Consider the following 22,275-nt stretch of genomic DNA (forward strand, 5'->3'; position numbering starts at 1 on the left):
CCGAAGCCGAAGCCGAAATGGCCGTGGAGCAGACTCGGGAAGAACCGATTGTTCAGTCGCAAGAAAAGCGCGGCGGGTTTGTTCCTGCCCTGATTGGCGGCGCGGTTGCTGCGGCTATCGGGTTTGCAGCGGGTAGTGCGGGAATATTCGGGTCGGGCCAATCTGATGCGATCACGGCCCTGGAATCGAAGATCAATGATCAATCCAGCCAGATAGAGGCTCTGACGAAATCTGTGTCCGATACTACAGAGATGGACACGAAGATCGCCGCGCTGACAGACCAGATTTCGCCAATTACTTCGGAACTGGATGCTGTAAAATCTGGTTTAGACAGTCTGACGAGCAAAGTTGATCCACTGACAACCCGTCTCAATGATCTGGAAAGCGGTGCGCTGACCCAAAGCGTGTCACCAGAAGCTTCTGCTGCTTTTGAGGCTGAGTTGAAAAAGCTTCAGGATTCTCTCGCTGCACAGCGCGCCGAGGTAGAAAAAATGGTCTCGGATGCGCAGGCGCTGGAGGCTAAAGCGGCCGCAGACGCCAAGGCTGCGACGAACACAGCCACACTGTCTCGTCTACAGGGACAGCTGGACGCCGGCTTGCGCTATGACGATCTGATTACCGAATTGCAGGCTGGCGGTGTAACCGTACCAGACGCTTTATCCGGTCCGGCAGACAAGGGTGTGGCCACGATTGCTGAGCTGAACGCATCATTTGCGCCTGCAGCCCGTGCTGCCCTGGCCGATGCGCGTGATGCAGACAAAAGCACCGGGTTTGTCGCGTTCCTTCAACGCCAGACAGGCGCGCGCTCAGTAACACCGCAGGAAGGTGACGATCCGGATGCAATCCTGTCGCGCGCTCAGGCTGCGTTGGCTGCCGGGGATTTGTCCAAGGCGCTGACCGAACTCAAATCGTTGCCAGAATCTGCGCAATCGGCGATGGCGGATTGGGAACAGGTGGCCCAAACCCGGCTGTCAGCGGTGGATGCCGCAAATGCGCTTGCCTCAAGCGTAAACTCGAACTGAAGGACCTGCCATGCTGTGGTCATTGTTTAAGATCCTTGTTTTTGTTGCGATTATCGGCCTGCTGGCCATGGGCGCAGGTTACCTTATGGAGACAAGCGGTGGTGTTCAGATCACTGTTGCAGGTACGGAATACACGCTTGGCCCCTTGCAGTCGGTCATCGCGCTGGGCGTTCTGGTGTTTGCAGTGTGGCTGTTCTTCAAATTGCTCGGCCTGTTGATTGCGACGCTCAAGTTCCTCAATGGGGATGAGACTGCATTGTCGCGCTATTTCGATCGCAGCCGTGAGCAGCGTGGGTACCAGGCTTTGTCCGATGGTTTGATGGCGCTTGCGTCGGGCGAAGGGCGTGTAGCCCTGACCAAGGCGAGCAAGGCTGAAAAGTTGCTCAACAAACCCGAACTGACCAACCTGCTGGTGGCACAGGCTGCGGAAATGACCGGCGATACCAAGAAAGCGTCAGACACCTACAAGAAGCTGGTCACAAATAACGCTACCCGTTTTGTCGGCGTGCGCGGCATCATGAAGCAAAAACTGGCTGAAGGTGATGATGAAACGGCCCGAAAGCTGGCTGAAAAGGCGCTGGAGCTGAAGCCCCGCCATCAAGAAACGCAGGATGTGCTGCTGAACCTGCAGACCAAGGCTCAGGATTGGGCCGGGGCTCGTTCGACACTGACCGCCAAGCTGAAATCGGGTCATCTGCCACGGGACGTCTATAAGCGTCGTGATGCGGTGCTGGCCTTGTCCGAAGCCAAGGACATTCTGGACGACACCGCAAGTGTCGAACAGCAGGAATATGCGATCGAGGCAAACCGGCTGTCACCTGATCTGGTACCAGCGGCAGCAATGGCTGCGCGGGCCTATATCGAAAAGGGCAAGCCACGGGCCGCGACCAAAATCCTGAAAAAAGCGTGGGAGGTGCAGCCGCATCCCGATCTGGCGCATGTCTTTGCCGAAATAGCGCCGGATGAAACGCCAGAAGAACGGATCAAACGCTTTACGGCGCTTACACGGATCCATCCCGAAAACATGGAAACGCGCCTTATTCTGGCCGAACTGAACATCGTCGCCGAAGACTTCCCCGAGGCGCGCCGTGCGCTGGGCGATGTGGTTGAAAAGCAGGCTGATGCCCGCGCCTATACGCTGATGGCCGCAATCGAGCGTGGTGAAGGCGCCAGCGATGCGATTGTTCAGGGATGGTTGGCCAAGGCACTGAATGCACCACGCGGGCCACAGTGGGTGTGCGACAATTGTCATGACATCCAGCCTGAATGGGCTCCGGTTTGCCAGAACTGCCATAGCTTTGACACGCTGAGCTGGCAAACACCTCAAACGCCTGAGATCGCGACGGCGACTGGCGTGCATATGCTGCCGCTGATTGTCGGAGCGCTCGAGGACAAGCCCGAGACTGTTGAAGTTGAGGAACTTGAAGAACCGCAGGCTGATGAGGTGATCGAAATGGATGCGGAACCGGTTCAGGCCGAGGCAGAGAAACCAGCCTGACAGGGTATCTTGAGTTTGAATGTATCACCCGGAGCAGGAAGTTTCAGTGTTCCGGGTTGAACATGCAAACAATCGGGCATTGATCCCTCGGTCTCAGGTAAGACCATCGCTTTCCATAAGCGCTTCCAGCCCGACACGATAGTTCGGGTACAGCAGCCTGACCCCGAGTTCGTTTTTGATCTTGTCGTTCCGGACGCGTTTGTTTTCATTGTAAAAGCTGCGCGCCATTGGCGTCAGTTCTGCCTCTTCAAAGGGAACCGCAGGTGGCAGTGGCAGGCCTTGCAGTTCGGCTGCATACCCAATCACGTCTTGTGGCGGTACGGGTTCATCATCGCAAACGTTGTAGATCGTACCGGGTTTGGGATGCAGCATGGACGCTTCCAGCACCTGGGCGATGTCGTCTACATGAATGCGGGAAAACACCTGACCCTGCTTGATGATCCGGCGCAGCCCACCGCGTTTCAATTTTGAGAACGGACCCCGCCCCGGGCCATAGATTCCGGCAAGTCGAAAGATGTGCAGTGGCAGGCTAGGAATGGCAGCCCATTCTTCCTCGGCTCGTAACCGCCAGCGACCGCGTTCGGCGGTGGGCGCGGGCGGGGTGCTTTCATCCACCCAAGCGCCTTCATGATCGCCGTAAATTGCGGTCGTGGACAAATATCCCACCCAGCTAAACTGATCAGCCCGCGCCGTGATTTCTTTGCGCAATTCGGCAAGCACCGGATCACCTGCGGCAGTCGGTGCGGTTGAAACCAGCAGATGCGTCACACCATCCAGCGATGGTCTCTCTCCCGGCCAAACTATTGGATTGGCCCCGGATTCACGAATAGAGTCGGCCTGATCGGCGTTGCGCGTGGTTCCGATGATCTGCCAGCCTTTTGGGGCCAGTCGACGGGACAAGACCCGGGCAGAGTACCCATGTCCGAATGAGAGAAGTGTATTGGTCATACTTCCCTTGATGATAGGGCGCGGTCCGGGATGCAAGCGCTGGATGGACGCACTTGATTCGAATCCCCTGTTGCGCCTTCATTGGGGTATGAGCAACAAGACACCCGACCTGCACGCGGCTTATGCGCTGAAAACATCCGAAGACAGCAAACGTCTCTATGCTGAATGGGCTGGCGACTATGATGAGGGGTTCGCCGCGCTTGAGGATTATCAACTGCATATCCATACCGCGCGGGCATTTGTCAGCGCCGGGGGACAAGGACCTGTTCTGGACGTAGGTGCCGGCACCGGGCTTTGCGGTGCGGTTCTGGCAGGACTTGGGGTTGGGCCAATTGATGCCACCGATATCAGTGCCGAGATGCTGGATGAAGCGATGCGCAAGGATATCTATCGTGACGCGATCGAAGCTGATCTGAACCACGGCATCCCGGTGCCACGAGACAGCTATTCGGGCATCGTGTCATCGGGGACTTTCACGCATGGCCATCTTGGTCCCGAAGCGCTGCCCGCCCTGCTTCGCATTGCGCGGCCGGGGGCACAGTTTGCCCTGTCGATCAATGCCCGACACTATGAAGCGCTGGGTTTTGCAGATGCGTTGCAGCAACTGCAAAAAGATCAGATTGAAAACCTGGTCCTGCCCACGGTGCGCATTTACGGGGATCTGGCCGCTGGCCCGAACAAGGACGACCTTGCGCTGATCGCCCTATTCGAGAAATCCTGATTAACGCCCTTTCCAAACCGGATCGCGCTTTTCCGCAAAGGCGCGGGCGCCTTCCAGATTGTCCTCTGATCCGTAGAGGACGTCGACCGTCTGCAATTGTCGTTTGGTGATCCGGTTCATCGAGTCCTGAAACTTTGAATCTTCTGCGTCGCGCACGATCTCCTTGATTGCGGCATAGACCAGCGGTGGGCCGCTCGCCAACAGGCGCGCCAGTTCCCATGCCCGGTCGAGCAGTTGATCTGCTGGAACGATTTCGTTGACCAAACCCCAGCGATGCGCCTCGTCTGCATCAAACCAGCGCCCGGTCAGCAACAGCTCCATCGCAATGTGATAGGGGATGCGCTTGGGCAGTTTCACGCTGGCTGCATCAGCCACAGTACCGGAACGTATTTCGGGTAGGGCAAAGCTGGCGTGGTCCGCGGCAACGATCATATCGGCGCTCAGCGCCAGCTCGAGGCCGCCGCCACAGGCAATCCCATTGACGGCTGCAATCACCGGTTTGTTCATGTCTCGCAGTTCCTGCAGGCCGCCGAAGCCGCCAACACCGTAATCTCCGTCAACTGCATCCCCGTCTGCAGCAGCCTTCAGATCCCAGCCGGGGCAAAAGAACTTTTCTCCGCCACCGGTCAGGATCGCCACCCGCAGATCGGGATCGTCGCGAAAGTCGCGAAAGACATCACCCATGATACGACTGGTCGCCAGATCGATGGCATTTGCCTTTGGCCGGTCCAGAGTCACTTCCAGTATGGCGCCGTCACGGCGGGTTTTGATCGGGTTCATGAGTTTGCCTTTCGGATCAGGGCATCAACCGCTACCGCCCCGTCGGCAGAGCAGATCAACGGATTCACTTCAACTTCGTCGACAGTTGCCGCATTGGCAATGACATAGCTTTGCACAGCCTCGACAGCATCCAGCGTTGCCTCGAAATTGGCGGCGGATTTGCCCCTGTACCCTGCCAACAGCGGTGCACAGGCCAATTGGCCCAGCGCTGTGCTGACCGCTTCGCGGGATGCCGGAATCAGCAACGATACCGTATCCCGCAATATCTCTGTCAGGATGCCCCCTGCACCCAATGTCAGAACATATCCATGTGCCGGATCGCGTGTTACACCAACCAGCAGCTCAGCCACGCCACCCGTGGCCATTTCCTCGATCAGAATCTCAGGCGTTCCGATATCCAGAGCGGTCGCATCGATTTCCTCTGCCTCGATACCAAGTCGTACGGCACCGTGCTCGGATTTATGCGCAAGGCCGACGCCCTTAACCGCAAACGGACCATTCAGACCATGCACAGCCTGGCCAGCATCTTGCGGGCAGGCGACAACACGTTTTGGCACTGGCATCCCAAACTCGGCCAAAGCATCCTTTGCTTCGGCCTCGGTCAGGATTTGATCGGCGTTGGCATCAGAGGGCAGCAGGACAGGGTCTGCGACCTCATGAGATCTGGGTGCTGCGGCCTCGGATGCGGCAAGCGCTTCGTGCAATCCTGCGAATGGCACGACACCACCATCACGGAGGCGTCGCGCAACATCTTCGGGCATCAATTCCGGTAGGGTAGCCGTTACAGCAAAGGGTCGCCCGGTTTCTGCGACGCAGTTGAGCGCTGCCTGCGTTGCACATTCCCAATCTGTTGCGTCTGTGTGCGGATAGTCGACCACCGCCATGGTCATGGCGATATCCGGCCCGACCAGGCATTTCCACGCGCGGGTCATCGCATCCGTGTCGCGCCAGATGTAGGTGTGATAGTCGAGCGGGTTCGCAAGCGCTACCATCGGCCCCAGTGCGTCACGCAGATTAGTGCGCTGAGTATCCGTCAGTGCGGGGAACCGCAGATCCCTGTCTTCGGCCATATCAGCGGCAAGACTTGCTTCACCGCCCGAGCAGCTGATCATGCCCAACCCGTTTCCATCCAGTTCACCGGTGATGTGCAGCAATTTCAGCGTTTCCAGAAAGCTGGGGATATCATTCAAACGGGCAATCCCCAATCGATCCAGGAAGGCCTGCGCCCCTGCATCGCCACCTGCCAAAGACGCGGTGTGGGAAATTGTTGCGGCCTGCGCATGTGAGGACCGCCCCATCTTTAACGCGATGATGCGAATCCCCCGATCGCGCGCTTTGGCTGCCAGTGCCTCCCACTTTCGCAAGTCACCAAAGCCCTCGATATGAACTCCGATTGCGGTGATCCGGTCATCATCCAGCAGGGCTGCGGCGATATCCGCCTGATGGGTCTGCGCCTGATTTCCGCAGGTCAGCATGAACGCCAACGGCAATGCACGACGCTGCATGGTCATGTTGATGGCAATGTTCGAGCTTTGGGTAAGGATCGCCACGCCACGCTCAACCGGTCGCATTCCATGCTGGTCCGGCCAGATAGCCACGTTATCCAGCGCATTGACAAAGCCATAGCAGTTCGGGCCGAAGATCGGCATATCGCCTGCTGCGGCCACCAGTTGTGCCTGCAGATCAGCCCCCTGATCATCTTCGGCCCGGGCCTCGGTAAAGCCCGATGCAAAGCAAACAGCCCCCCCGGCACCCAGTGTCGAGAGGACCTTTACGGTTTCGATCGTCGCGTGCCGATTGATACCGATGAATGCAACATCCGGAGCCTGAGGCAGATCCTCGATGGATTTGTAGACCGCCTCGCCTGCAACTTGGTCAGCCTTGGGATGGACGGGCCAGATTTGGCCTGAATATCCAAGTTTTCTAGCCTGACGAATAACTTCCGCACACCACGCGCCACCGCCGATAACGGCCAGCGACGCAGGTGTCAGCACACGTTTGAGTGCCTTCATCAGGTGTCCCTCATCAGCGTCGCCATTACGCACCCAATGCACGCAGCAGATCGCGGCTGATGATGTGGCGTTGGATTTCGCTGGTCCCGTCCCAGATGCGCTCAACCCGCGCGTCTCGCCAGAACCGCTCGAGTGGGTAGTCATCCATCAGGCCCATACCACCGTGGATCTGAATGGCGGCATCGGTGACGCGCGCCAGCATCTCAGAGGCATAGAGCTTGGCCGAAGCGATTTCGCGGTTGGCGGGCAGGCCTTTGTCCAGCCGGTCTGCTGCGGCCAGCGTCAAAAGGTCGGCCGCGTCGATTTCGGTGATCATGTCCGCAATCTGGAAAGACACGCCCTGAAATTTGCCGATTTTCTGGCCGAATTGCTCGCGCGTGGCAGAGTAATCCAGCGCATAGTCGAACGCGCGACGTGCGCGACCCACGGACATGGCAGCGACAGTGATGCGGGTTGCGTAGAGCCAGGTGTTCATGACGTCGAAGCCACCATCGACCTCACCCAGCACCTGACTGTCCGGCAGGCGGCAGTCGTCAAAATCCAACACCATGTTCTTGTAGCCGCGATGGCTGACAGACTTGTACCCGTCGCGGATGGTGAAACCCGGAGTTCCCCGATCAACCAGAAACGCCGTGATCCGCTTTTTCGGGCCTTTCGGTGTCTGGTCCTCTCCGGTTGCGATGAAGACGATGATGAAATCCGCATGCTCTGCGCCCGAGATGAAGTGCTTGGTGCCATTGACCACCCAGTCACCTCCGTCCCGGACGGCCGCACATTTCATGCCACGCACATCCGACCCGGCGCCGGGTTCAGTCATTGCCAGCGCGTCCATCTTTTCGCCCCGCACAGCCGGCATGAGGTAACGATCGACCTGCTCGCCCTCACAGGCCATCAGAATGTTCTGCGGGCGTCCGAAGAAATGGTTCAACGCCATGGACCCGCGGCCCAACTCGCGTTCAACCAAAGCGAACTCCAGATGGTTCAGCCCGGCACAGCCTACGCTTTCGGGGAAGTTACAAGCATAGAATCCCAACTCGATCGTCTTGCGTTTGATCTCGTCCGCGATTTCCTGAGGCACTTCACCAGTGCGTTCGACCAGTTCCTCATGCGGGTAGATTTCGTTTTCGACAAAGCTGCGAACGGTTGAGACGATCATCTCCTGTTCGTCGGACAATCCATATTGCATCGGGCGTCTCCAAATTCGGTGTTGCGCGTATCCTGACGTGGCTTGAAATTTGAAACATGCGAAAATAGACGTTAATCATGCAAAATTGGACTAAATCACCTTCTGCACCGCAGCAAATCGGAGTCCTCCTGTTCGACGGTTTCTCGAACCATTGCCTGGCCAATTCGGTCGAGCCTTTGCGGGCTGCAAACACATTGGCGGGGCGCAAATTGTATGATTGGCAGTTCCTCGCGTTGGATACCGGGCCGGTGACCTCGTCATCTGGGCTGCAGGTTGCGCCGCATGGGACCTTGCAGACCGCAAGCGGCGACATGCTGATGGTGATGCCATCCTATGGGTTTCGTGCGCATGGGGGTTGGCGTACCCTGTCGGGCCTGCGATCTGCTGACCAGCGTTTCAGGGTTCTGGCGGGCCTCGATACCGGTAGCTGGCTGCTGGCCCTGGCCGGGTTATTGGATGGACATCGCGCCACGATCCACTGGGAGGAGCTGACTGGGTTCACCGAAAGGTTCCCCGAGGTCGATGCGCGGCGCGAACGCTATGTCATCGACCGAAACCGCATCACTTGTTCCGGCGCGATGGCGGCCTTTGATTTGGTTCTGCATTTGATTGGGCGGGATCAGGGGCAGGCGCTTGCCCTGGAGGTCTCGCAACTGTTCATGACGCGCGATTCAGCGCGTTCTCATACCGGAGGCGCAGGCGCGACCAGCGGTTACGTCAACAAGGCGCTGGCCCTGATGCAGGAGAATCTTGAGACGCCTTTGCCCATTTCTGAAGTCGCCCATCGGGTAGGTCGTTCGCAAAAGGCCCTGTCGGTCCGGATGCAATCCGAATTGGGCGCGGGGCCAGCGCAGGTCTATCGCCGATTGCGCCTGAATCTGGCGCGCAAGCTGGTGGCCGAGACCGACTTGAGCATCGGAGAAATTGCCTTGCGCGCCGGGTACGAGGATCCCAGCGCGCTGACCCGGGCCTTCAGGACCGAGTTCGGAGTGACGCCGCGCGCCCTTCGCACAACCCGGTCCTGAATGCAGATATTCAGCCAAACATCCGCTTTTTCCGAGCGCGTGTTTCAGCCGTGGCTTCGGGTGATCCGTCATGGAAGGTGCCGAACCACCGGTCCCATGGCATCTCCTGATTGCCGTAGTTGCACTCGTAATACCGGTGATGCAGTTGGTGATAGAATGTACCCAGCGCTAACCGCTTTTTGTCCTTGATCAGCAAGTCTTCGTAGCCGGTATGGGTCATCGCTGCACCCGGTCCCTGAAAGACGATGTGGAAGTACAGGTGGATCGGATGGGACGGCACGATCCAGTGAATGCACAGCGACGAGAGATAAAAGAAATGCTCGACCGGGTGCATCGAGAATCCTGACCAAGGGCCGATATTGACGTTTCGGTGATGCAGGCTGTGGACCTTTTTATAGAGGAACGGCTGATGCAGCAGACGGTGCACCCAGTAAAAATGAAAGGCCGACCACATTGGCAGCAGGATCAGCCAAAGGATGAACCAGACCGGATTTTCAGCAAAGGTGATGGTCGGCGCATATCCGTTGGCCATCAACCACATGGTCACGGCCTGAAACCCGGTCAACTGCAGAACGCCCGACCCCAGAGACCAGAACATGTTGTCCAGCACCTGATCGCTGAAATCCCAAAGCTTGTTGTTCTTACCCTGTTCGCGGCGTTCGAACTTCAGCTTTTTACCCTGCGATTTGCGCATGTAGAAATACCAATGCAGACCGCCTGCGACGAGGAATATCATCGCGAAATTCACCACCCAGATCTGGAATATCCATCCAAATGCAAAGGTCTTTGCGGTCTCCAGCGAGGGATAGAAAAACGCCCACAGCGCGATTGCTGCCAGCACCATCAGGACGCGCTCACTCAGCGTTAGCCAGTTTTTGGCAAGCCATTTGCCCAGAAAAGCCGGTTCGGGGGGCCATCGGAAGATCGACGGATTCTCCAGCGGCAGTTCAGGGTGGTAGTTCCACTCACGACTCATGTCTTCCATCTGACGCGTGTCAGTCATGGCAGTGTCTTCCTTCTGCGAAGTGTTGTCTGAATTTTGGGGCGATATACCCGGTCAGGTGTACATCTGTTTCTTGAACGCCCGGGTTCGCACCGTCGCTTCGGCTGAGCCGTCGTGATAGGTGCCAAACCACTTGTCGAATGGGATTTCGGAGGTGCCGTAGTTGCACTCGAAATACCGGTGGTGAAGCTGGTGAAAGAAGTCTCCGGCGCGTGCAGCTTCGGTATCGCCTGCCTTCAGTTTTTCAAAACCGGAATGAGACAGGATCGGGCTAATCTGCTGAAAATAAGCGTGAAACAGCAGGTGCAGCGGGTTGGAAGCCACGATCAGATGTATGAAGTAGGTCGTGAAGTACAGCATGTTTTCAAACCAGTGGTTGGAAATACCGGACCATGGACCTGTATTGACGTTACGGTGGTGTACGGCGTGGACGTGCTTGTACAGCTTTGGATGATGTTCAAGACGGTGCACCCAATAGAAATGCAGGCCTGACCACATTGGAATGAAGAACATCCAGATCACAAACCACACCGGCGCCTCGGTCCAGGTGATCACAGGTGCCCAGCCATTGGCCATCGCCCAATAGATCACCCACTGATACACGGTTGCGACAGTCATCGCGCTGCCAAGGGTCCACCAGATGTTGTCCCAGACCTGATTGCGGAAGGTGAAGGTACCGTTTCCACGGGTCAGGTCACGCCGGTCGAACTTTTTGTACATGCCTTGCCCCTTGCGCATGTACAGCCACCAATGCAGGCCTCCGGCCACCAATATCTGGGGGACCATGTTCAGCAGCCAGACCCGAAACATCCAACCGGGGGCAAAACTCTGCATCGTTTCCAGTGGCGGCAGGAAGAAGACATAGGCTGCGATTGCAAGGGCCATGCACAGGGTCAGCGATGTCAGCTGCAGCCATGCGCCGCTGTACCATTGCAGTACCGCGGCAGGGCGCAGCGGCCAGCTGAACACAGGGTTCAAAGCTACCGGGCCATCAGGGCGATAGTTCCAGCGGGCGACTTCGGGGTCCTGAGCGGTGTCCGACATGGCGGGTACCCTTCAATACTGAAAAACACCGGATCTGGGGTCAGCTTGCGTAGTCTGACCCTTCGGCATCCAGAACGGCCTTAATCTCACGCAGGTGTGCTTCGGCTTGTCCGGGATAATCATCCAGCTCCTGCGCGGTTTTTTCCGCGATTTCGTCCGACAAAACACGCATCGGCTGTCCGGTCTGAAGCGCACGGATATAGGTTTCGGCTGCGCGTTCGAAATAGTAGAGCCTGTTAAAGGCATCTCCAACGTCGCTGCCGATGACCAGAACGCCATGGTTGCCCATGATCATGACCTTTTTCTTGGGATCGGACAGCATTGATGCACAACGCTCACCCTCGCTTTCAAAGGCCAGACCACCAAACTCTTCGTCCACGACGTAACGGTTGTAGAACGTGGCGGTGTTCTGATCGATCGGAGGCAGATTGCTGTCGGCCAGCGAGGCCAGAACGGTCGCAAAGATCGAATGCACATGCATGACACAACGCGCATGCGGGCAATGGCGGTGGATTGAGCCGTGCAGTCCCCAGGCCGTGGGATCGGGCGCGCCGGGCTGCTTCATGACATCGGGATCCTTCGCATCTAGAAACAGCAGATCAGAGGCCCGTATACGCGAAAAGTACATCTGATTGGGGTTCATCAGGAATTGCGTGCCATCGTCGTTCACAGCAAGGCTGAAGTGATTTGCAACGCCTTCGTGCATATTCAGCCGCTCAGTCCAGCGGAATGCGGCGGCCATATCTACACGCTCGGACCAGTGGTCGATATTCGGACGCAGGTTGGTGACGCTCATCTGGCAACTCCTGTGGCAGCGGGCTTGAGTTTCATGCTTTGTAGATCGTGCATCCGGCATCGAAATTTGACCAACGAAAAAAACGCAGCTATTCCATTAGCTGAACTAATGGCAAAGTTATGCGCATGCAGAAACCGCTTCCTCCACTGGGTTGGTTACGTACCTTTGAAGCGGCCGCGCGCCATCTGTCTTTCACGGGTGCGGCCCGTGATCTGAACATGACTCAGAGCGCGGTAAGCCAGCAGATCAAATCGCTTGAGGGATACCTTGGTCAGCCCTTGTTTTTAAGGCGCCCCCGCGCGTTGGAACTGACCGAGGCAGGTATCACTTATCTGCCTGTTGTACGCGACGCTTTCAGAACCCTGGTACGGGGTACACAGGCGGTAACCGGCGCTCGGCAAAATGCGGTTCAGGTGCAAAGTAACATCACCTTTGCCGTCAACTGGCTGGCACCGCGTTTGCCCGGTTTTCGGGCCCAGCACCCAGATGTACATCTCAATATTTTTACCGAGCTTTGGGAGCCGCAGGAGATGGCAGAAGGGGCGGCTGTCGAAATACGCTATTCCCTGCGCCCCTCAGACACCGTGCGTACGGAGTTATTGCGAACGGATCACTATTATCCCGTTTGTGCGCCAGACTACCCCGTTACACTGGAGAATCTGCATCAGCAGCCGTTGTTTGATTGCTCGAATCTGCTGTCGAATTGGGGAAATTGGGCGGAAGAGCAGGGGTTGGACTGGCCGAACCCGCAAATCACCTATTCCACCACATATATGGTCAGCCTGTCCGTTGCGATGGTTGGAGGTGGGTTGTGCCTGGCGCATGACACGATCGTTCGCGGTTTGATAAACGAAGGTCGACTGATCGCCCCGTTCGAGCATCGTGCTGTGATGCCCGAGGCCTACTACCTTTTGCTTTCGCCACAGGCCGAAGAGACACCGGGTGCGGTGACCTTTGCCAACTGGATCCGAAGCGAGATCGAAGCAGATTCTCTGATCTAACCAGTGAGTCCTTCCACCCATCGTCTTTGCCCTTTCGGGCGTTTCCTTTGGTTGGGCGTGGCAGCGCTGACGCGCTGTGTCAGGTCGGCCTTATTCGGTATCTTTCGGGCGGCTAGGCACCCAAGCATATCCGTTTTCGCAAAGGATATATGCCTCTCGCAGACCATGCGGTTTGTCTGTGGGGGGCTGTAGTACCGTGGCGCCAGCAAGATCTGCGCGGGTAACGGCATCGTCCGGATCTGTATCGTACAGGCGGATTTCGATACCTGCTCCGCGCGGCGGTGTTTCCGGCAGCAAGCTCAACAACGGATTGGAATGATAGGTTCCGTCAGAATGCAGTTGAAAGACCTGACCGGAATAGGTGACGATCGCAAAATCAGCCGTCACCTGATGGCTTTTCATTCCAAAAACAGTCTCTAAAAAGGTGCATTCTGCCTTCACGTCCCTGACCAGCAGGTTTAGCCCGATCCTGTTCAGGCCACGCCCGAAACTATCCGCATCTATCGTTTCATAGTCCATGTGAGCAGATTGAGCAGCAAGTACACCGCAAAGCAAGCTATTCAGGCACGTGATTTCCCTTGTCATCAATCAGGGTCGTTCCGTCCTCTTTAAGCCATGGTGCCTTTGGCCATGTGTCGAGTAGGTCAAGAACAGCGCCTGATGGTCTGCATAGCCGGACCCCATTTCGGCATGCCACGATTGGTCGATTGACCAGAACCGGATGTTCCAGCATGGCATCCAGCAATTGATCGTCTGTCACCTCATCATCCAGCAGACCCAGTTCCTCAGCAGGTGACTTAGTGGTCCGAAGCGCCTGACGGGGCGTGAGTCCGGCGGCGGCGAACAACGCCAGGAGTTGTGGCCGGGTCCAGCCGGTTTCCAAATATTCGATGACCACCGGATCGTATCCGGCGTCACGTATGATCTGCAGCACGTTACGGGACGTGCCACAGGCGGGGTTGTGGTGAATGACGATATCCATATGACCCTCTTATGCTGCCTTTCGTGACGGTTTCATGATACGCAAAGAGCAGGGGTTGAACCTTCCTGCGCATTAGGGAAAGTTGGGCCATGGAATACACACCTTTCCCAAGCTGGCCCGATGTCGCCCCTCGTTTGATTGCCGTTGCCGCCGGGCGCGAACCTGCGGACATGATTATTCGCGATGGTATCTGGGTCAATGTTCACAGCCGTGAGACCTTGCCCGGCCATTCTGTTGCCATTGCCGAAGGGCGTGTGGCCTTTGTCGGGCCTGATGCCTCGCACTGCGTTGGTCCTGAAACCCAAATCATCGAAGCGCGCGGGCGCTATCTAATCCCGGGCTTGTGTGACGCACACATGCATATCGAATCCGGAATGCTGACGCCCGCTGAATTTGCACGCGCGGTGATCCCGCATGGGACGACCTCGATGTTCACCGATCCCCATGAGATTGCCAATGTGCTGGGCCTGGATGGCGTACGCATGATGCATGATGAGGCGCTGTTGCAGCCGGTGAATATCTTCACTCAGATGCCGTCTTGTGCGCCTTCGGCCCCGGGGTTAGAGACGACGGGCTATGAAATCACGCCTGAAGATGTATCAGAGGCGATGAACTGGCCAGGAATTATCGGATTGGGGGAGATGATGAATTTCCCCGGCGTGATAAATGGCGATCCAAAGATGCTGGCCGAGATCGCAGCCACGCAGCGCGCAGGAAAAACGGTAGGCGGACATTACGCTTCCCCTGATTTAGGGTCTGATTTTGCAGCATATGTGGCTGGCGGTCCCGCTGATGATCATGAGGGTACGTGTGAGGCCGATGCCATTGCGCGTGTACGTCAGGGCATGCGTTCGATGATGCGGCTGGGTTCGGCCTGGTATGACGTGGAAAGCCAGATCACCGCCGTCACTGAAAAAGGTCTGGATCCGCGGAACTTTATCCTGTGCACGGATGATTGCCACTCGGGCACGTTGGTGAACGAAGGGCATATGAACCGCGTCGTGCGGCATGCCATCGCCTGTGGTTGCGATCCTTTGATTGCGCTGCAGATGGCCACGATCAACACGGCCTCTCATTTCGGGCTGGAGCGTGAAATCGGCTCGATCACACCCGGGCGCAGGGCAGACATCATCATCACGTCTGACCTGACCGATCTGCCGATTGAGACGGTTGTGGCACGAGGCCAGATTGTCGCTGAAAATGGCGCGATTACAGTCGACTGCCCCCATTACGACTGGCCTGACCGGGCGCGAAACACTGTACATCTGGGACACCAGCTCAGCGCTGGAGACTTTGAGATCGAAGCACCGGCCGGAGCGAATAGGGTTCAGGCCAACGTAATCGGTGTGGTGGAAAATCAGGCCCCGACCAAAGCGCTGAAAGCCGAACTGCCCATCATTGGTGGGCTGGTAGAAGGTGAAGGTGATGTCTGTCAGATTGCGCTGGTCGAACGGCATCGGGGTACCGGGGGTGTAACGAACGCTTTCGTTTCGGGCTTTGGCTATCAGGGCCGCATGGCGATGGCGTCAACCGTAGCCCATGACAGCCACCACATGATTGTCGTAGGTACTGACCGCGAGCAAATGGCGCTGGCCGCAAATCGGCTGGCCGAAGTGGGTGGTGGCATCACCATCTTCCGAGATGGCGAAGAACTGGCATTGGTCGAATTGCCGATTGCCGGTCTGATGTCCGACAATCCGGCGGCCGAGGTTGCCGCAAACGCAGAAAAGATGGTCGAGGCGATGGAGGCCTGCGGCTGTCAGCTTAACAACGCTTATATGCAGCACTCCCTGCTTGCTCTGGTCGTGATCCCGGAATTGAGGATTTCCGACCTGGGCCTCGTGGATGTGCGCACCTTTGAAAAGATAGACCTTCTGGAACCACTTGCATGACAACAATAATAGAACCAAAAGCACCCAAACCAGAACAATTCACCGATGCGTCGGCCGCTGTTGCCCGGCTTGAAGAACTGTACGAGCAGGCAACGACATTTTTATGCGACAAGTTCTCTGACTCTATGTCGGGTGATACGCCGACCGAGCGATTCAGAGCCTATTACCCGGAAATTCGCATCAGAACCGCGTCTTATGCCCATGTAGACAGTCGCCTGAGCTTTGGTCACGTTTCGGAGCCGGGGACACACGCGACTACGGTGACGCGGCCGGATTTGTTCCGTTCCTATCTGACACAACAGATCGCTTTGCTGATTAAGAACCACAATCAGCCGGTCACAATCGGCCTTTCGGATACGCCGATTCCGGTACATTTCGCAGTCGCAAACAATCCGGATCTGGTTGTACCGCATCAGGGTGCAGCGGGGTTCACGTTGCGGGATGTTTTCGACGTTCCGGATCTGACGACCACCAATGATGATATCGTCAACGGCGTCTATGAGCTGGAGAACGATGTCGGCCCTCTGGCGCTGTTTACCGCTCAGCGGATCGACTATTCGCTGGCGCGCCTCGCGCATTATACGGCCACGGATCCAAGCCATTTCCAGAACCATGTGTTGTTCACCAACTACCAGTTCTACGTCTCGGAATTCGAAAACTATGCGCGTGAACAGCTGGCCGATCCGGATAGCGGCTACACCAGCTTCGTGTCCACCGGAAATGTCGAGATCAGCGATCCGAAGGCTGCAATCGAACAACCGCTGAAACTGCCGCAGATGCCGACCTATCACTTGAAGCGCGAGGATGGGTCCGGCATCACGCTCGTCAATATTGGTGTTGGTCCATCAAACGCCAAAACGGCAACGGACCATATTGCGGTTCTGCGTCCGCACGCCTGGCTGATGGTTGGCCACTGCGCTGGGCTTCGAAATACGCAGGCTTTGGGCGATTTTGTACTGGCCCATGCCTATCTGCGCGAAGACAAGGTGCTGGACGATGATCTGCCGGTCTGGGTTCCGATCCCGCCACTGGCCGAAGTGCAGGTTGCACTTGAACAGGCCGTGGCCGAAGTGACCGAGCTTGAAGGTTATGAGCTCAAGCGGATCATGCGAACTGGCACTGTGGCCTCTGTCGATAACCGAAACTGGGAGCTTCGGGATCAGTCGGGACCCGTGCAACGGCTTAGCCAATCGCGCGCAATCGCGTTGGATATGGAAAGCGCCACCATCGCCGCAAATGGGTATCGTTTCAGGGTGCCTTACGGCACATTGTTGTGCGTGTCAGACAAGCCTTTGCATGGTGAACTAAAGCTTCCCGGAATGGCTTCGTCGTTCTATACCACGCAGGTCAGCCGCCATTTGGCGATCGGAATACGGGCCATGGAACACCTCCGCGGGATGCCTCTGGAGCGTCTGCACAGCCGGAAATTGCGTTCTTTCGACGAAACGGCCTTCCTCTGAAGCAAAAAAGCAACGAAATCCCCATATTTTTGGGGGTTTTGGCGCTACTATTCGTTGTGTTCACATACAATATCCCGTTACAGTTACGCGGTGAGGCCCAAGAGATCGGGCACGTTAAGGAGACCAAGAAATGGCAAAGCCTATGACTAAAACTCAGCTGGTTGCTGCTCTCGCTGAGGAAATGGGAACCGACAAGAAATCCGCAAACGCGGCACTTGAGGCCGTAACCGGCCTGATCACCCGCGAAGTTTCCGCCGGTGGTGCAGTGACCCTGCCCGGCGTCGGCAAAATCTACTGCCGTGAGCGCCCCGAGCGTCAGGTCCGCAACCCGGCCACTGGTGAAACCTTCACCAAAGAAGCCGACAAGGTTGTGAAAATGACCATCGCAAAAGCACTGAAGGACAGCGTGAACGGCTAATCCCAGCCTTCACAACTTCAATAGAAGGGTCGCGATTTCGCGGCCCTTTTTCTTTGACGAAACTCATCTACCCGGACTCAAGGCGCCGGTGGGCCGCTTAGAGATGGGTATGAACAACCTTAAGTGCGTGATTCAGCATCGCCCGATTGATCTCTTCGTCTGCCGGGGGCTTCGGATTCTGAGATGGTGAAAGCGAGGCTTTTCGCTCAGCCTCACCAACCGGTAAAACCCGCCCTTCCATAACTGTGCCCCAGACATTGATGTCGCGGATAGATGTCGGGTCTACGCTCAGGGGGTTTTCATCCAGAATAGTCAGGTTGGCCCGTTTGCCCGGTTCGATGCTCCCGATCTCATCACTCATCCTGAGGGCCTGAGCCGCCTCAATCGTAACCCCGCGAAGCGCCATCTCGGCCGGTACTCTCTGATCCGCGCCAGCGGTGCGACCGGAAGAAGTTATCCGATTGACCGCACACCACATCAGAAACAGGGGATCAGCAGGTGCCATTGGCATATCTGAATGCAGTGACCAGGGGATACCAGCGAGCGACAAGTCACCCAAGCGAACCATCGAATCCGCGCGTTGCGGGCCAAGACCAACTTTCGAGTACTGATCTGCTAGAGCCGTCACATAGTAGGGATTTCCGCTGACGATAGCGCCAAGCGCGCGAATCCGCTCGACCTGATCCGGGGCGCTGACCGCAAAATGCACCAGAACGGTGCGGTGATCATATCGAGGGTTGCGGCGCAGATTGGCCTCGAGCGTATCAAGAACCCGATCAAGCCCGGCGTCGCCATTGACGTGAATATGGATTTGATATCCTGCATCCCAGTAAACGCGGAATGCACGCTCAAACAAATCGCGGTCCATCATCCATTCACCGTCATGGCCATCAAGATAAGGATCACGTACCTGCATCAGCAGCGAATAAATTGCGCCATCAGCAAAAAGCTTTGCCTGCTTTGGCGCAAGACTTGTCATGCCACCATACCAAGAGGCCAGCTTTTCGGTTTCAGCAATGACTTGCGCATCATCCGAATAGGTCGCGACCATCGACTTTGCATCCACGATAAATGACCAGCGAAATGGCATATCCGGGTTCGAGAAAACTTCGTTAACGCCGTCCTGAACCGGTTTAGACAGAATCCCGCCTGGCTCATTGCCGAAGGTAATGCCTTTGGCGTGCATATAGTCGCGCGTGATTTCCAGACCGGAACGCAGGCGTTCGGGGGTTGCGACCATATTCGCGATGTTAGGCAAAACTCCGAATAGGCCCTGTTCCCAAAACCGCGCCTCTTCAAAATTGCTTTGCTCTTTTGCCGACGGGCTGAACGTTTCGAACTGGTCCTGGGTGACACCGCCGCGCTCCATTGCCGCCGAGTTCAGTACCATCTCGTGACATGAGCGCGCCCAAACAAGAATTGGACGTGTTTTGCTGATTGTGTCGAGATCGGCACGTGTTAATGGGCCATAGAAGGCGGGGTGATAACCCCAGCTGAGCAGAGGTTCATCCGGATCTGACTTCTCGGCTTCGGCCTTGGCCAGGCGTGTCATGAAGTCTTGCTTGTCTTTAACGCGAGGAACAGTTCCGCTCGGCAGGACCCAATCCTCGATTGCCAGGATTTCAGATGACATCGTAAGCGCGGCAAGTACCGGATGGTCATGCTGGGCGATAAAGCCGGGTACGATCACGTGATCGGTAAAGGTCGTATCGATTTCGTAGGGCTGGTCGCCCAAAACACGCTGCACATCTTCCAGCGTTCCGGCCCAGAGGATTCTGTCGCCAACCACTGCAACCGCCTCGGCGGTTGGCCGTGCATCATTGAGTGTGATGATTTCGCGGGCAGTGTAGATCGTCGCCTGAGGTGCCGAGACAATTGATCCACCAATATCCTGCAGTGACCCAGTTTCTGCCAAAGCATGTCTCAATGGTGTCAGCGCTGCAGCAGAAGCTAATCCAGTTCTCACAAATCGCCGGCGACCGATATCTTTCATAATCGAGTTTCCTCAGACAGTTGGGTGGCAATGGTATTCGATTTCAAAAGAGTAATTCCCATCACAATATCTGAATTTTGCACGGTGTCTTGCCCAAGGCATAAAAAACCCCGCAGAAAGTGCTGCGGGGTTTGATTTGTCCAAGGCAGAAGTTGCCTGTGGTGTTTTGGTCTCCGGCTTAGTGAACCGTTTCAACCTTGTGGAAATCCAGATCGCGCCCTTCGGGCATGGAGTCGATGCTCAGCACCTCTATGCGCTTGGAAATCAGGATGTAGACAACGCAGGCCAGATACAGGCCAACCACAACCGCGCCGATCCACTGAATTTGCAGCCACTGGCTCTGGAACAACAGGGTCAGGACAAACAGCAGGACAACGTTTCCTGCGACATATGCCGCCTTGCCGAACCGTTCGACTGTCATGTTCAGGTTGTCGGTGTACAGGCGGATAAGCGAGTCCAGCGAGTTGATCACAAAAGTCACGCCCACGATCACCATCGCGATGTTGGTGATACCTGCAGTGCTGATGCCGTTCAGGTGATAGTAGTAGAGAACGGTGAACCAGATCGCCAGCGGGATCGATGGGAAGATCAACAACGCGGCCAGCAGTTGCCATGTTTTCAGGCCACCGACAAAACGCGAGGTGAACTGGCCGATCATGATCGACCATGCAAACCACCAGAACAGATAGAAGGCATGATAGTCGGTCAGCGGCAGGACAAACTTATGCAGGTTTGCGAAGTACGCACCGATGTTGCTGCTGGTTTCTGCAAATCCGGTCAGACCCATACCAGCTGCAGCCCACATGCCCAGAATCAGAGCAAGGAACAGGAAGGTAGAACCCACCGACAGGATGCGCACGTATTTCAGATCTGTCGACGAATAGGCCGCCGCCAGAATGACCACGAACACGATGATGTAGAATGTGGTGACAACGGATTCACCGTCTCCGACCTCGGGCAGGTAGCCAGGCAGGTAGATCAGGAACAGGCTGGCGGTAAAGGCACAGGTGCCGATGATCACTACGTTGTTGATCAGCTTGACCAGCGGGATCTCAAAGAACTTCACACGTGGTTCGATGACGCAGAAGTAGAACGCGGTCAGGAAGTAGAACGCCCAGATCAAAAAGCCCCAGAAACCGAACTCGATCGCCAAGGGGTTGGCGAATGCGTAAGCCGGTTCTTCGGCATAGCCGCCAAACTCGGTTAGCGGGAACATGATCAGGCCAACGTCCAAGCCGGATGTGAACAGGATCGCAATGAATGTGAACAGATGGACAGGCGTTACACCAACGCAGCGTAGATTCCACCATTTCACGACGAAGAAAGCGACCAGGCCCAATGCCAACAGGACGCCAAAAGACAGGATGTATTCCAGAAGCACCGACAAACCTCCCTTGATGTGTCAGATCGGGCAGCGGATATCTTTAATTGGCCAGTCAATCAATAAAAACGCATGTAATGACTTTCTTGTATGGCGCATGTGTCTTTTTTGACGAAGTGATGACCTCGCGCTTGAAGCTTTTTGTAAAATCAGAAACAGTCCTGCCGATTTGAAAAGGGGATCGTGATGGACCTGCGCGCCATAGCCATGGGGCTGATATTTGCCTTCATCTGGTCATCCGCTTTTACATCGGCACGGATCATAGTTTCCGATGCCTCGCCTCTGTTTTCGTTGGCACTTCGATTTCTGATTTCCGGTGTGATCGGCGTCACGATTGCCAGGGCAATGGGGCAGAGCTGGAGGCTCACCAGATCTCAGTGGTACGCCACCTTCCTATTCGGAATTTGCCAGAATGCCCTTTATTTGGGTCTGAATTTTTATGCGATGCAAACGGTCGAGGCATCGGTCGCCGCCATTATAGCGTCGACTATGCCATTGCTGGTCGCTTTGGCAGGATGGCTGTTGTTTGGCGAAAAACTCCGTCCCTTGGGCGTCATCGGCCTGCTCGCCGGCTTTGCCGGTGTCGCCCTGATCATGAGCAGCCGGATCAGCGCTGGCATTGATATGTTCGGTGTCATGCTCTGCGGTTTGGGTGCTTTGGCGCTCACGCTGGCAACGCTGGCGGTTCGGGGTGCCACCTCAGGGGGCAACTTCATGATGGTTGTCGGACTGCAGATGCTTGTGGGTTCAGCTATTCTCTTCGTCGCTGCACCGCTGTTTGAAACCATCTATATTCATCTGACCGTGCCCTTTGCGCTGGCTTTCACCTATACAACCCTGTTCCCCGGCCTGCTGGCGACATTGATCTGGTTCTTGCTTTTGAACCGCATCGGTGCCACCCGGGCCGCGACATTCCATTTTCTAAATCCTGTGTTTGGCGTCGCCATTGCCGCCATCTTGTTGGGTGAAAGGCTTGGTGCGCTTGATGTGATCGGTGTGCTTGTGACGACAATTGGCATTCTGGCCGTGCAGTTGTCGCGCCAACCCGAGGTTAAAACTGCCTGATCCAACGCACGAGCGCGCGAGGCAACTGAAATATGGCTTTGATTTCCT

General features: G+C 56.4%; 20 protein-coding genes. 9 read left to right on the forward strand and 11 right to left on the reverse strand.

Annotated elements, in window-relative coordinates:
* On the forward strand, positions 1–1,022 hold a 1,022-nt coding region (locus E1297_RS49225), incomplete at its 5' end, for a COG4223 family protein (RefSeq protein WP_196223399.1).
* Positions 1,023–1,032: 10 nt separating this feature from the next.
* A complete protein-coding gene (locus E1297_RS24190; protein ID WP_155143068.1) occupies positions 1,033–2,520 on the forward strand; it encodes a heme biosynthesis protein HemY in 1,488 nt (495 codons plus the stop codon).
* 93 nt (positions 2,521–2,613) lie between these two features.
* Here E1297_RS24190 and E1297_RS24195 read toward each other — a convergent pair whose 3' ends face one another.
* The gene (locus E1297_RS24195) at positions 2,614–3,468 is read right to left on the reverse strand and encodes an SDR family oxidoreductase (protein ID WP_155143069.1); all 855 of its coding nucleotides are present in this window, start codon (positions 3,466–3,468) and stop codon (positions 2,614–2,616) included.
* Between the two features lie 43 nt (positions 3,469–3,511).
* On the opposite strand from E1297_RS24195, the gene E1297_RS24200 reads away from it, so the two are divergent.
* Positions 3,512–4,189, forward strand: a complete 678-nt coding sequence (locus tag E1297_RS24200; RefSeq protein WP_209015966.1) for a class I SAM-dependent methyltransferase — start codon at positions 3,512–3,514, stop codon at positions 4,187–4,189.
* Here the strand turns inward: E1297_RS24200 and E1297_RS24205 are convergent, their stop codons facing one another.
* The 3 genes from E1297_RS24205 to E1297_RS24215 are packed head-to-tail and all read right to left on the reverse strand — an operon-like array spanning position 4,190 to position 8,167.
* The gene (locus tag E1297_RS24205; RefSeq protein WP_155143070.1) at positions 4,190–4,969 is read right to left on the reverse strand and encodes a carnitinyl-CoA dehydratase; all 780 of its coding nucleotides are present in this window, start codon (positions 4,967–4,969) and stop codon (positions 4,190–4,192) included.
* Positions 4,966–6,981, reverse strand: coding sequence for an acetate--CoA ligase family protein (locus E1297_RS24210; protein WP_155143071.1), 2,016 nt, complete (start codon positions 6,979–6,981; stop codon positions 4,966–4,968). Before E1297_RS24210 ends, E1297_RS24205 begins: the two co-directional genes overlap by 4 nt.
* A 25-nt stretch (positions 6,982–7,006) precedes the next feature.
* Positions 7,007–8,167: an acyl-CoA dehydrogenase family protein gene (locus tag E1297_RS24215; RefSeq protein WP_155143072.1), complete on the reverse strand. Its 1,161-nt coding sequence runs from the start codon at positions 8,165–8,167 to the stop codon at positions 7,007–7,009.
* 77 nt (positions 8,168–8,244) lie between these two features.
* Between E1297_RS24215 and E1297_RS24220 the strand changes: the two genes are divergently transcribed.
* The gene (locus E1297_RS24220; RefSeq protein WP_155143073.1) at positions 8,245–9,192 is read left to right on the forward strand and encodes a GlxA family transcriptional regulator; all 948 of its coding nucleotides are present in this window, start codon (positions 8,245–8,247) and stop codon (positions 9,190–9,192) included.
* Positions 9,193–9,202: 10 nt separating this feature from the next.
* Here the strand turns inward: E1297_RS24220 and E1297_RS24225 are convergent, their stop codons facing one another.
* The 3 genes from E1297_RS24225 to E1297_RS24235 are packed head-to-tail and all read right to left on the reverse strand — an operon-like array spanning position 9,203 to position 12,035.
* Positions 9,203–10,195 carry a sterol desaturase family protein gene (locus E1297_RS24225; protein WP_155143074.1) on the reverse strand — a complete coding sequence of 331 codons (993 nt, stop codon included), beginning with the start codon at positions 10,193–10,195 and terminating at the stop codon, positions 9,203–9,205.
* 54 nt (positions 10,196–10,249) lie between these two features.
* A complete protein-coding gene (locus E1297_RS24230) occupies positions 10,250–11,239 on the reverse strand; it encodes a sterol desaturase family protein (RefSeq protein ID WP_155143075.1) in 990 nt (329 codons plus the stop codon).
* A 40-nt stretch (positions 11,240–11,279) separates the two neighbouring features.
* Positions 11,280–12,035: a class II aldolase and adducin N-terminal domain-containing protein gene (locus E1297_RS24235; RefSeq protein WP_155143076.1), complete on the reverse strand. Its 756-nt coding sequence runs from the start codon at positions 12,033–12,035 to the stop codon at positions 11,280–11,282.
* Positions 12,036–12,160: 125 nt separating this feature from the next.
* Here E1297_RS24235 and E1297_RS24240 point away from each other — a divergent pair, with 125 nt between their 5' ends.
* The gene (locus E1297_RS24240) at positions 12,161–13,036 is read left to right on the forward strand and encodes a LysR family transcriptional regulator (protein ID WP_155143077.1); all 876 of its coding nucleotides are present in this window, start codon (positions 12,161–12,163) and stop codon (positions 13,034–13,036) included.
* A 90-nt stretch (positions 13,037–13,126) separates the two neighbouring features.
* Here E1297_RS24240 and E1297_RS24245 read toward each other — a convergent pair whose 3' ends face one another.
* Together E1297_RS24245 and arsC are read right to left on the reverse strand one after the other, a co-directional pair.
* Positions 13,127–13,555: a glyoxalase/bleomycin resistance/extradiol dioxygenase family protein gene (locus E1297_RS24245; protein ID WP_155143078.1), complete on the reverse strand. Its 429-nt coding sequence runs from the start codon at positions 13,553–13,555 to the stop codon at positions 13,127–13,129.
* Positions 13,556–13,592: 37 nt separating this feature from the next.
* Positions 13,593–14,018 carry an arsenate reductase (glutaredoxin) gene (gene arsC, locus E1297_RS24250; RefSeq protein ID WP_155143079.1) on the reverse strand — a complete coding sequence of 142 codons (426 nt, stop codon included), beginning with the start codon at positions 14,016–14,018 and terminating at the stop codon, positions 13,593–13,595.
* Between the two features lie 89 nt (positions 14,019–14,107).
* On the opposite strand from arsC, the gene ade reads away from it, so the two are divergent.
* The 3 genes from ade to E1297_RS24265 all read left to right on the forward strand — a co-directional run bounded on the left by ade (position 14,108) and on the right by E1297_RS24265 (position 17,788).
* Positions 14,108–15,910, forward strand: a complete 1,803-nt coding sequence (ade, locus tag E1297_RS24255) for an adenine deaminase (protein WP_155143080.1) — start codon at positions 14,108–14,110, stop codon at positions 15,908–15,910.
* Positions 15,907–17,370 carry an AMP nucleosidase gene (locus E1297_RS24260; protein ID WP_155143081.1) on the forward strand — a complete coding sequence of 488 codons (1,464 nt, stop codon included), beginning with the start codon at positions 15,907–15,909 and terminating at the stop codon, positions 17,368–17,370. The genes ade and E1297_RS24260 overlap by 4 nt, the downstream gene beginning before the upstream one ends.
* Before the next feature lie 130 nt (positions 17,371–17,500).
* Positions 17,501–17,788: an HU family DNA-binding protein gene (locus E1297_RS24265; RefSeq protein WP_050605937.1), complete on the forward strand. Its 288-nt coding sequence runs from the start codon at positions 17,501–17,503 to the stop codon at positions 17,786–17,788.
* A gap of 97 nt (positions 17,789–17,885) precedes the next feature.
* Here E1297_RS24265 and E1297_RS24270 read toward each other — a convergent pair whose 3' ends face one another.
* Together E1297_RS24270 and E1297_RS24275 are read right to left on the reverse strand one after the other, a co-directional pair.
* A complete protein-coding gene (locus E1297_RS24270) occupies positions 17,886–19,781 on the reverse strand; it encodes an amidohydrolase (protein ID WP_155143082.1) in 1,896 nt (631 codons plus the stop codon).
* A gap of 178 nt (positions 19,782–19,959) precedes the next feature.
* Positions 19,960–21,162: a BCCT family transporter gene (locus E1297_RS24275; protein ID WP_368669665.1), complete on the reverse strand. Its 1,203-nt coding sequence runs from the start codon at positions 21,160–21,162 to the stop codon at positions 19,960–19,962.
* Between the two features lie 186 nt (positions 21,163–21,348).
* On the opposite strand from E1297_RS24275, the gene E1297_RS24280 reads away from it, so the two are divergent.
* Positions 21,349–22,227, forward strand: a complete 879-nt coding sequence (locus E1297_RS24280; protein ID WP_155143083.1) for a DMT family transporter — start codon at positions 21,349–21,351, stop codon at positions 22,225–22,227.
* Positions 22,228–22,275: the final 48 nt, after the last annotated feature.

It is taken from the genome of Roseibium sp. RKSG952 (genome assembly GCF_009711355.1).

Coding starts and splice junctions, on each gene's coding strand:
- E1297_RS24265 (WP_050605937.1), top strand. CDS start 17,501: ATGGCAAAGCCTATGACTAAAACTCAGCTGGTTGCTGCTCTCGCTGAG.
- E1297_RS24195 (WP_155143069.1), bottom strand. CDS start 3,468: ATGACCAATACACTTCTCTCATTCGGACATGGGTACTCTGCCCGGGTC.
- E1297_RS24260 (WP_155143081.1), top strand. CDS start 15,907: ATGACAACAATAATAGAACCAAAAGCACCCAAACCAGAACAATTCACC.
- E1297_RS24270 (WP_155143082.1), bottom strand. CDS start 19,781: ATGAAAGATATCGGTCGCCGGCGATTTGTGAGAACTGGATTAGCTTCT.
- E1297_RS24235 (WP_155143076.1), bottom strand. CDS start 12,035: ATGAGCGTCACCAACCTGCGTCCGAATATCGACCACTGGTCCGAGCGT.
- E1297_RS24205 (WP_155143070.1), bottom strand. CDS start 4,969: ATGAACCCGATCAAAACCCGCCGTGACGGCGCCATACTGGAAGTGACT.
- E1297_RS24215 (WP_155143072.1), bottom strand. CDS start 8,167: ATGCAATATGGATTGTCCGACGAACAGGAGATGATCGTCTCAACCGTT.
- arsC (WP_155143079.1), bottom strand. CDS start 14,018: ATGGATATCGTCATTCACCACAACCCCGCCTGTGGCACGTCCCGTAAC.
- E1297_RS24220 (WP_155143073.1), top strand. CDS start 8,245: ATGCAAAATTGGACTAAATCACCTTCTGCACCGCAGCAAATCGGAGTC.
- ade (WP_155143080.1), top strand. CDS start 14,108: ATGGAATACACACCTTTCCCAAGCTGGCCCGATGTCGCCCCTCGTTTG.
- E1297_RS24230 (WP_155143075.1), bottom strand. CDS start 11,239: ATGTCGGACACCGCTCAGGACCCCGAAGTCGCCCGCTGGAACTATCGC.
- E1297_RS24225 (WP_155143074.1), bottom strand. CDS start 10,195: ATGACTGACACGCGTCAGATGGAAGACATGAGTCGTGAGTGGAACTAC.
- E1297_RS24245 (WP_155143078.1), bottom strand. CDS start 13,555: ATGGACTATGAAACGATAGATGCGGATAGTTTCGGGCGTGGCCTGAAC.
- E1297_RS24210 (WP_155143071.1), bottom strand. CDS start 6,981: ATGAAGGCACTCAAACGTGTGCTGACACCTGCGTCGCTGGCCGTTATC.
- E1297_RS24190 (WP_155143068.1), top strand. CDS start 1,033: ATGCTGTGGTCATTGTTTAAGATCCTTGTTTTTGTTGCGATTATCGGC.
- E1297_RS24280 (WP_155143083.1), top strand. CDS start 21,349: ATGGACCTGCGCGCCATAGCCATGGGGCTGATATTTGCCTTCATCTGG.
- E1297_RS24240 (WP_155143077.1), top strand. CDS start 12,161: ATGCAGAAACCGCTTCCTCCACTGGGTTGGTTACGTACCTTTGAAGCG.
- E1297_RS24200 (WP_209015966.1), top strand. CDS start 3,512: ATGGACGCACTTGATTCGAATCCCCTGTTGCGCCTTCATTGGGGTATG.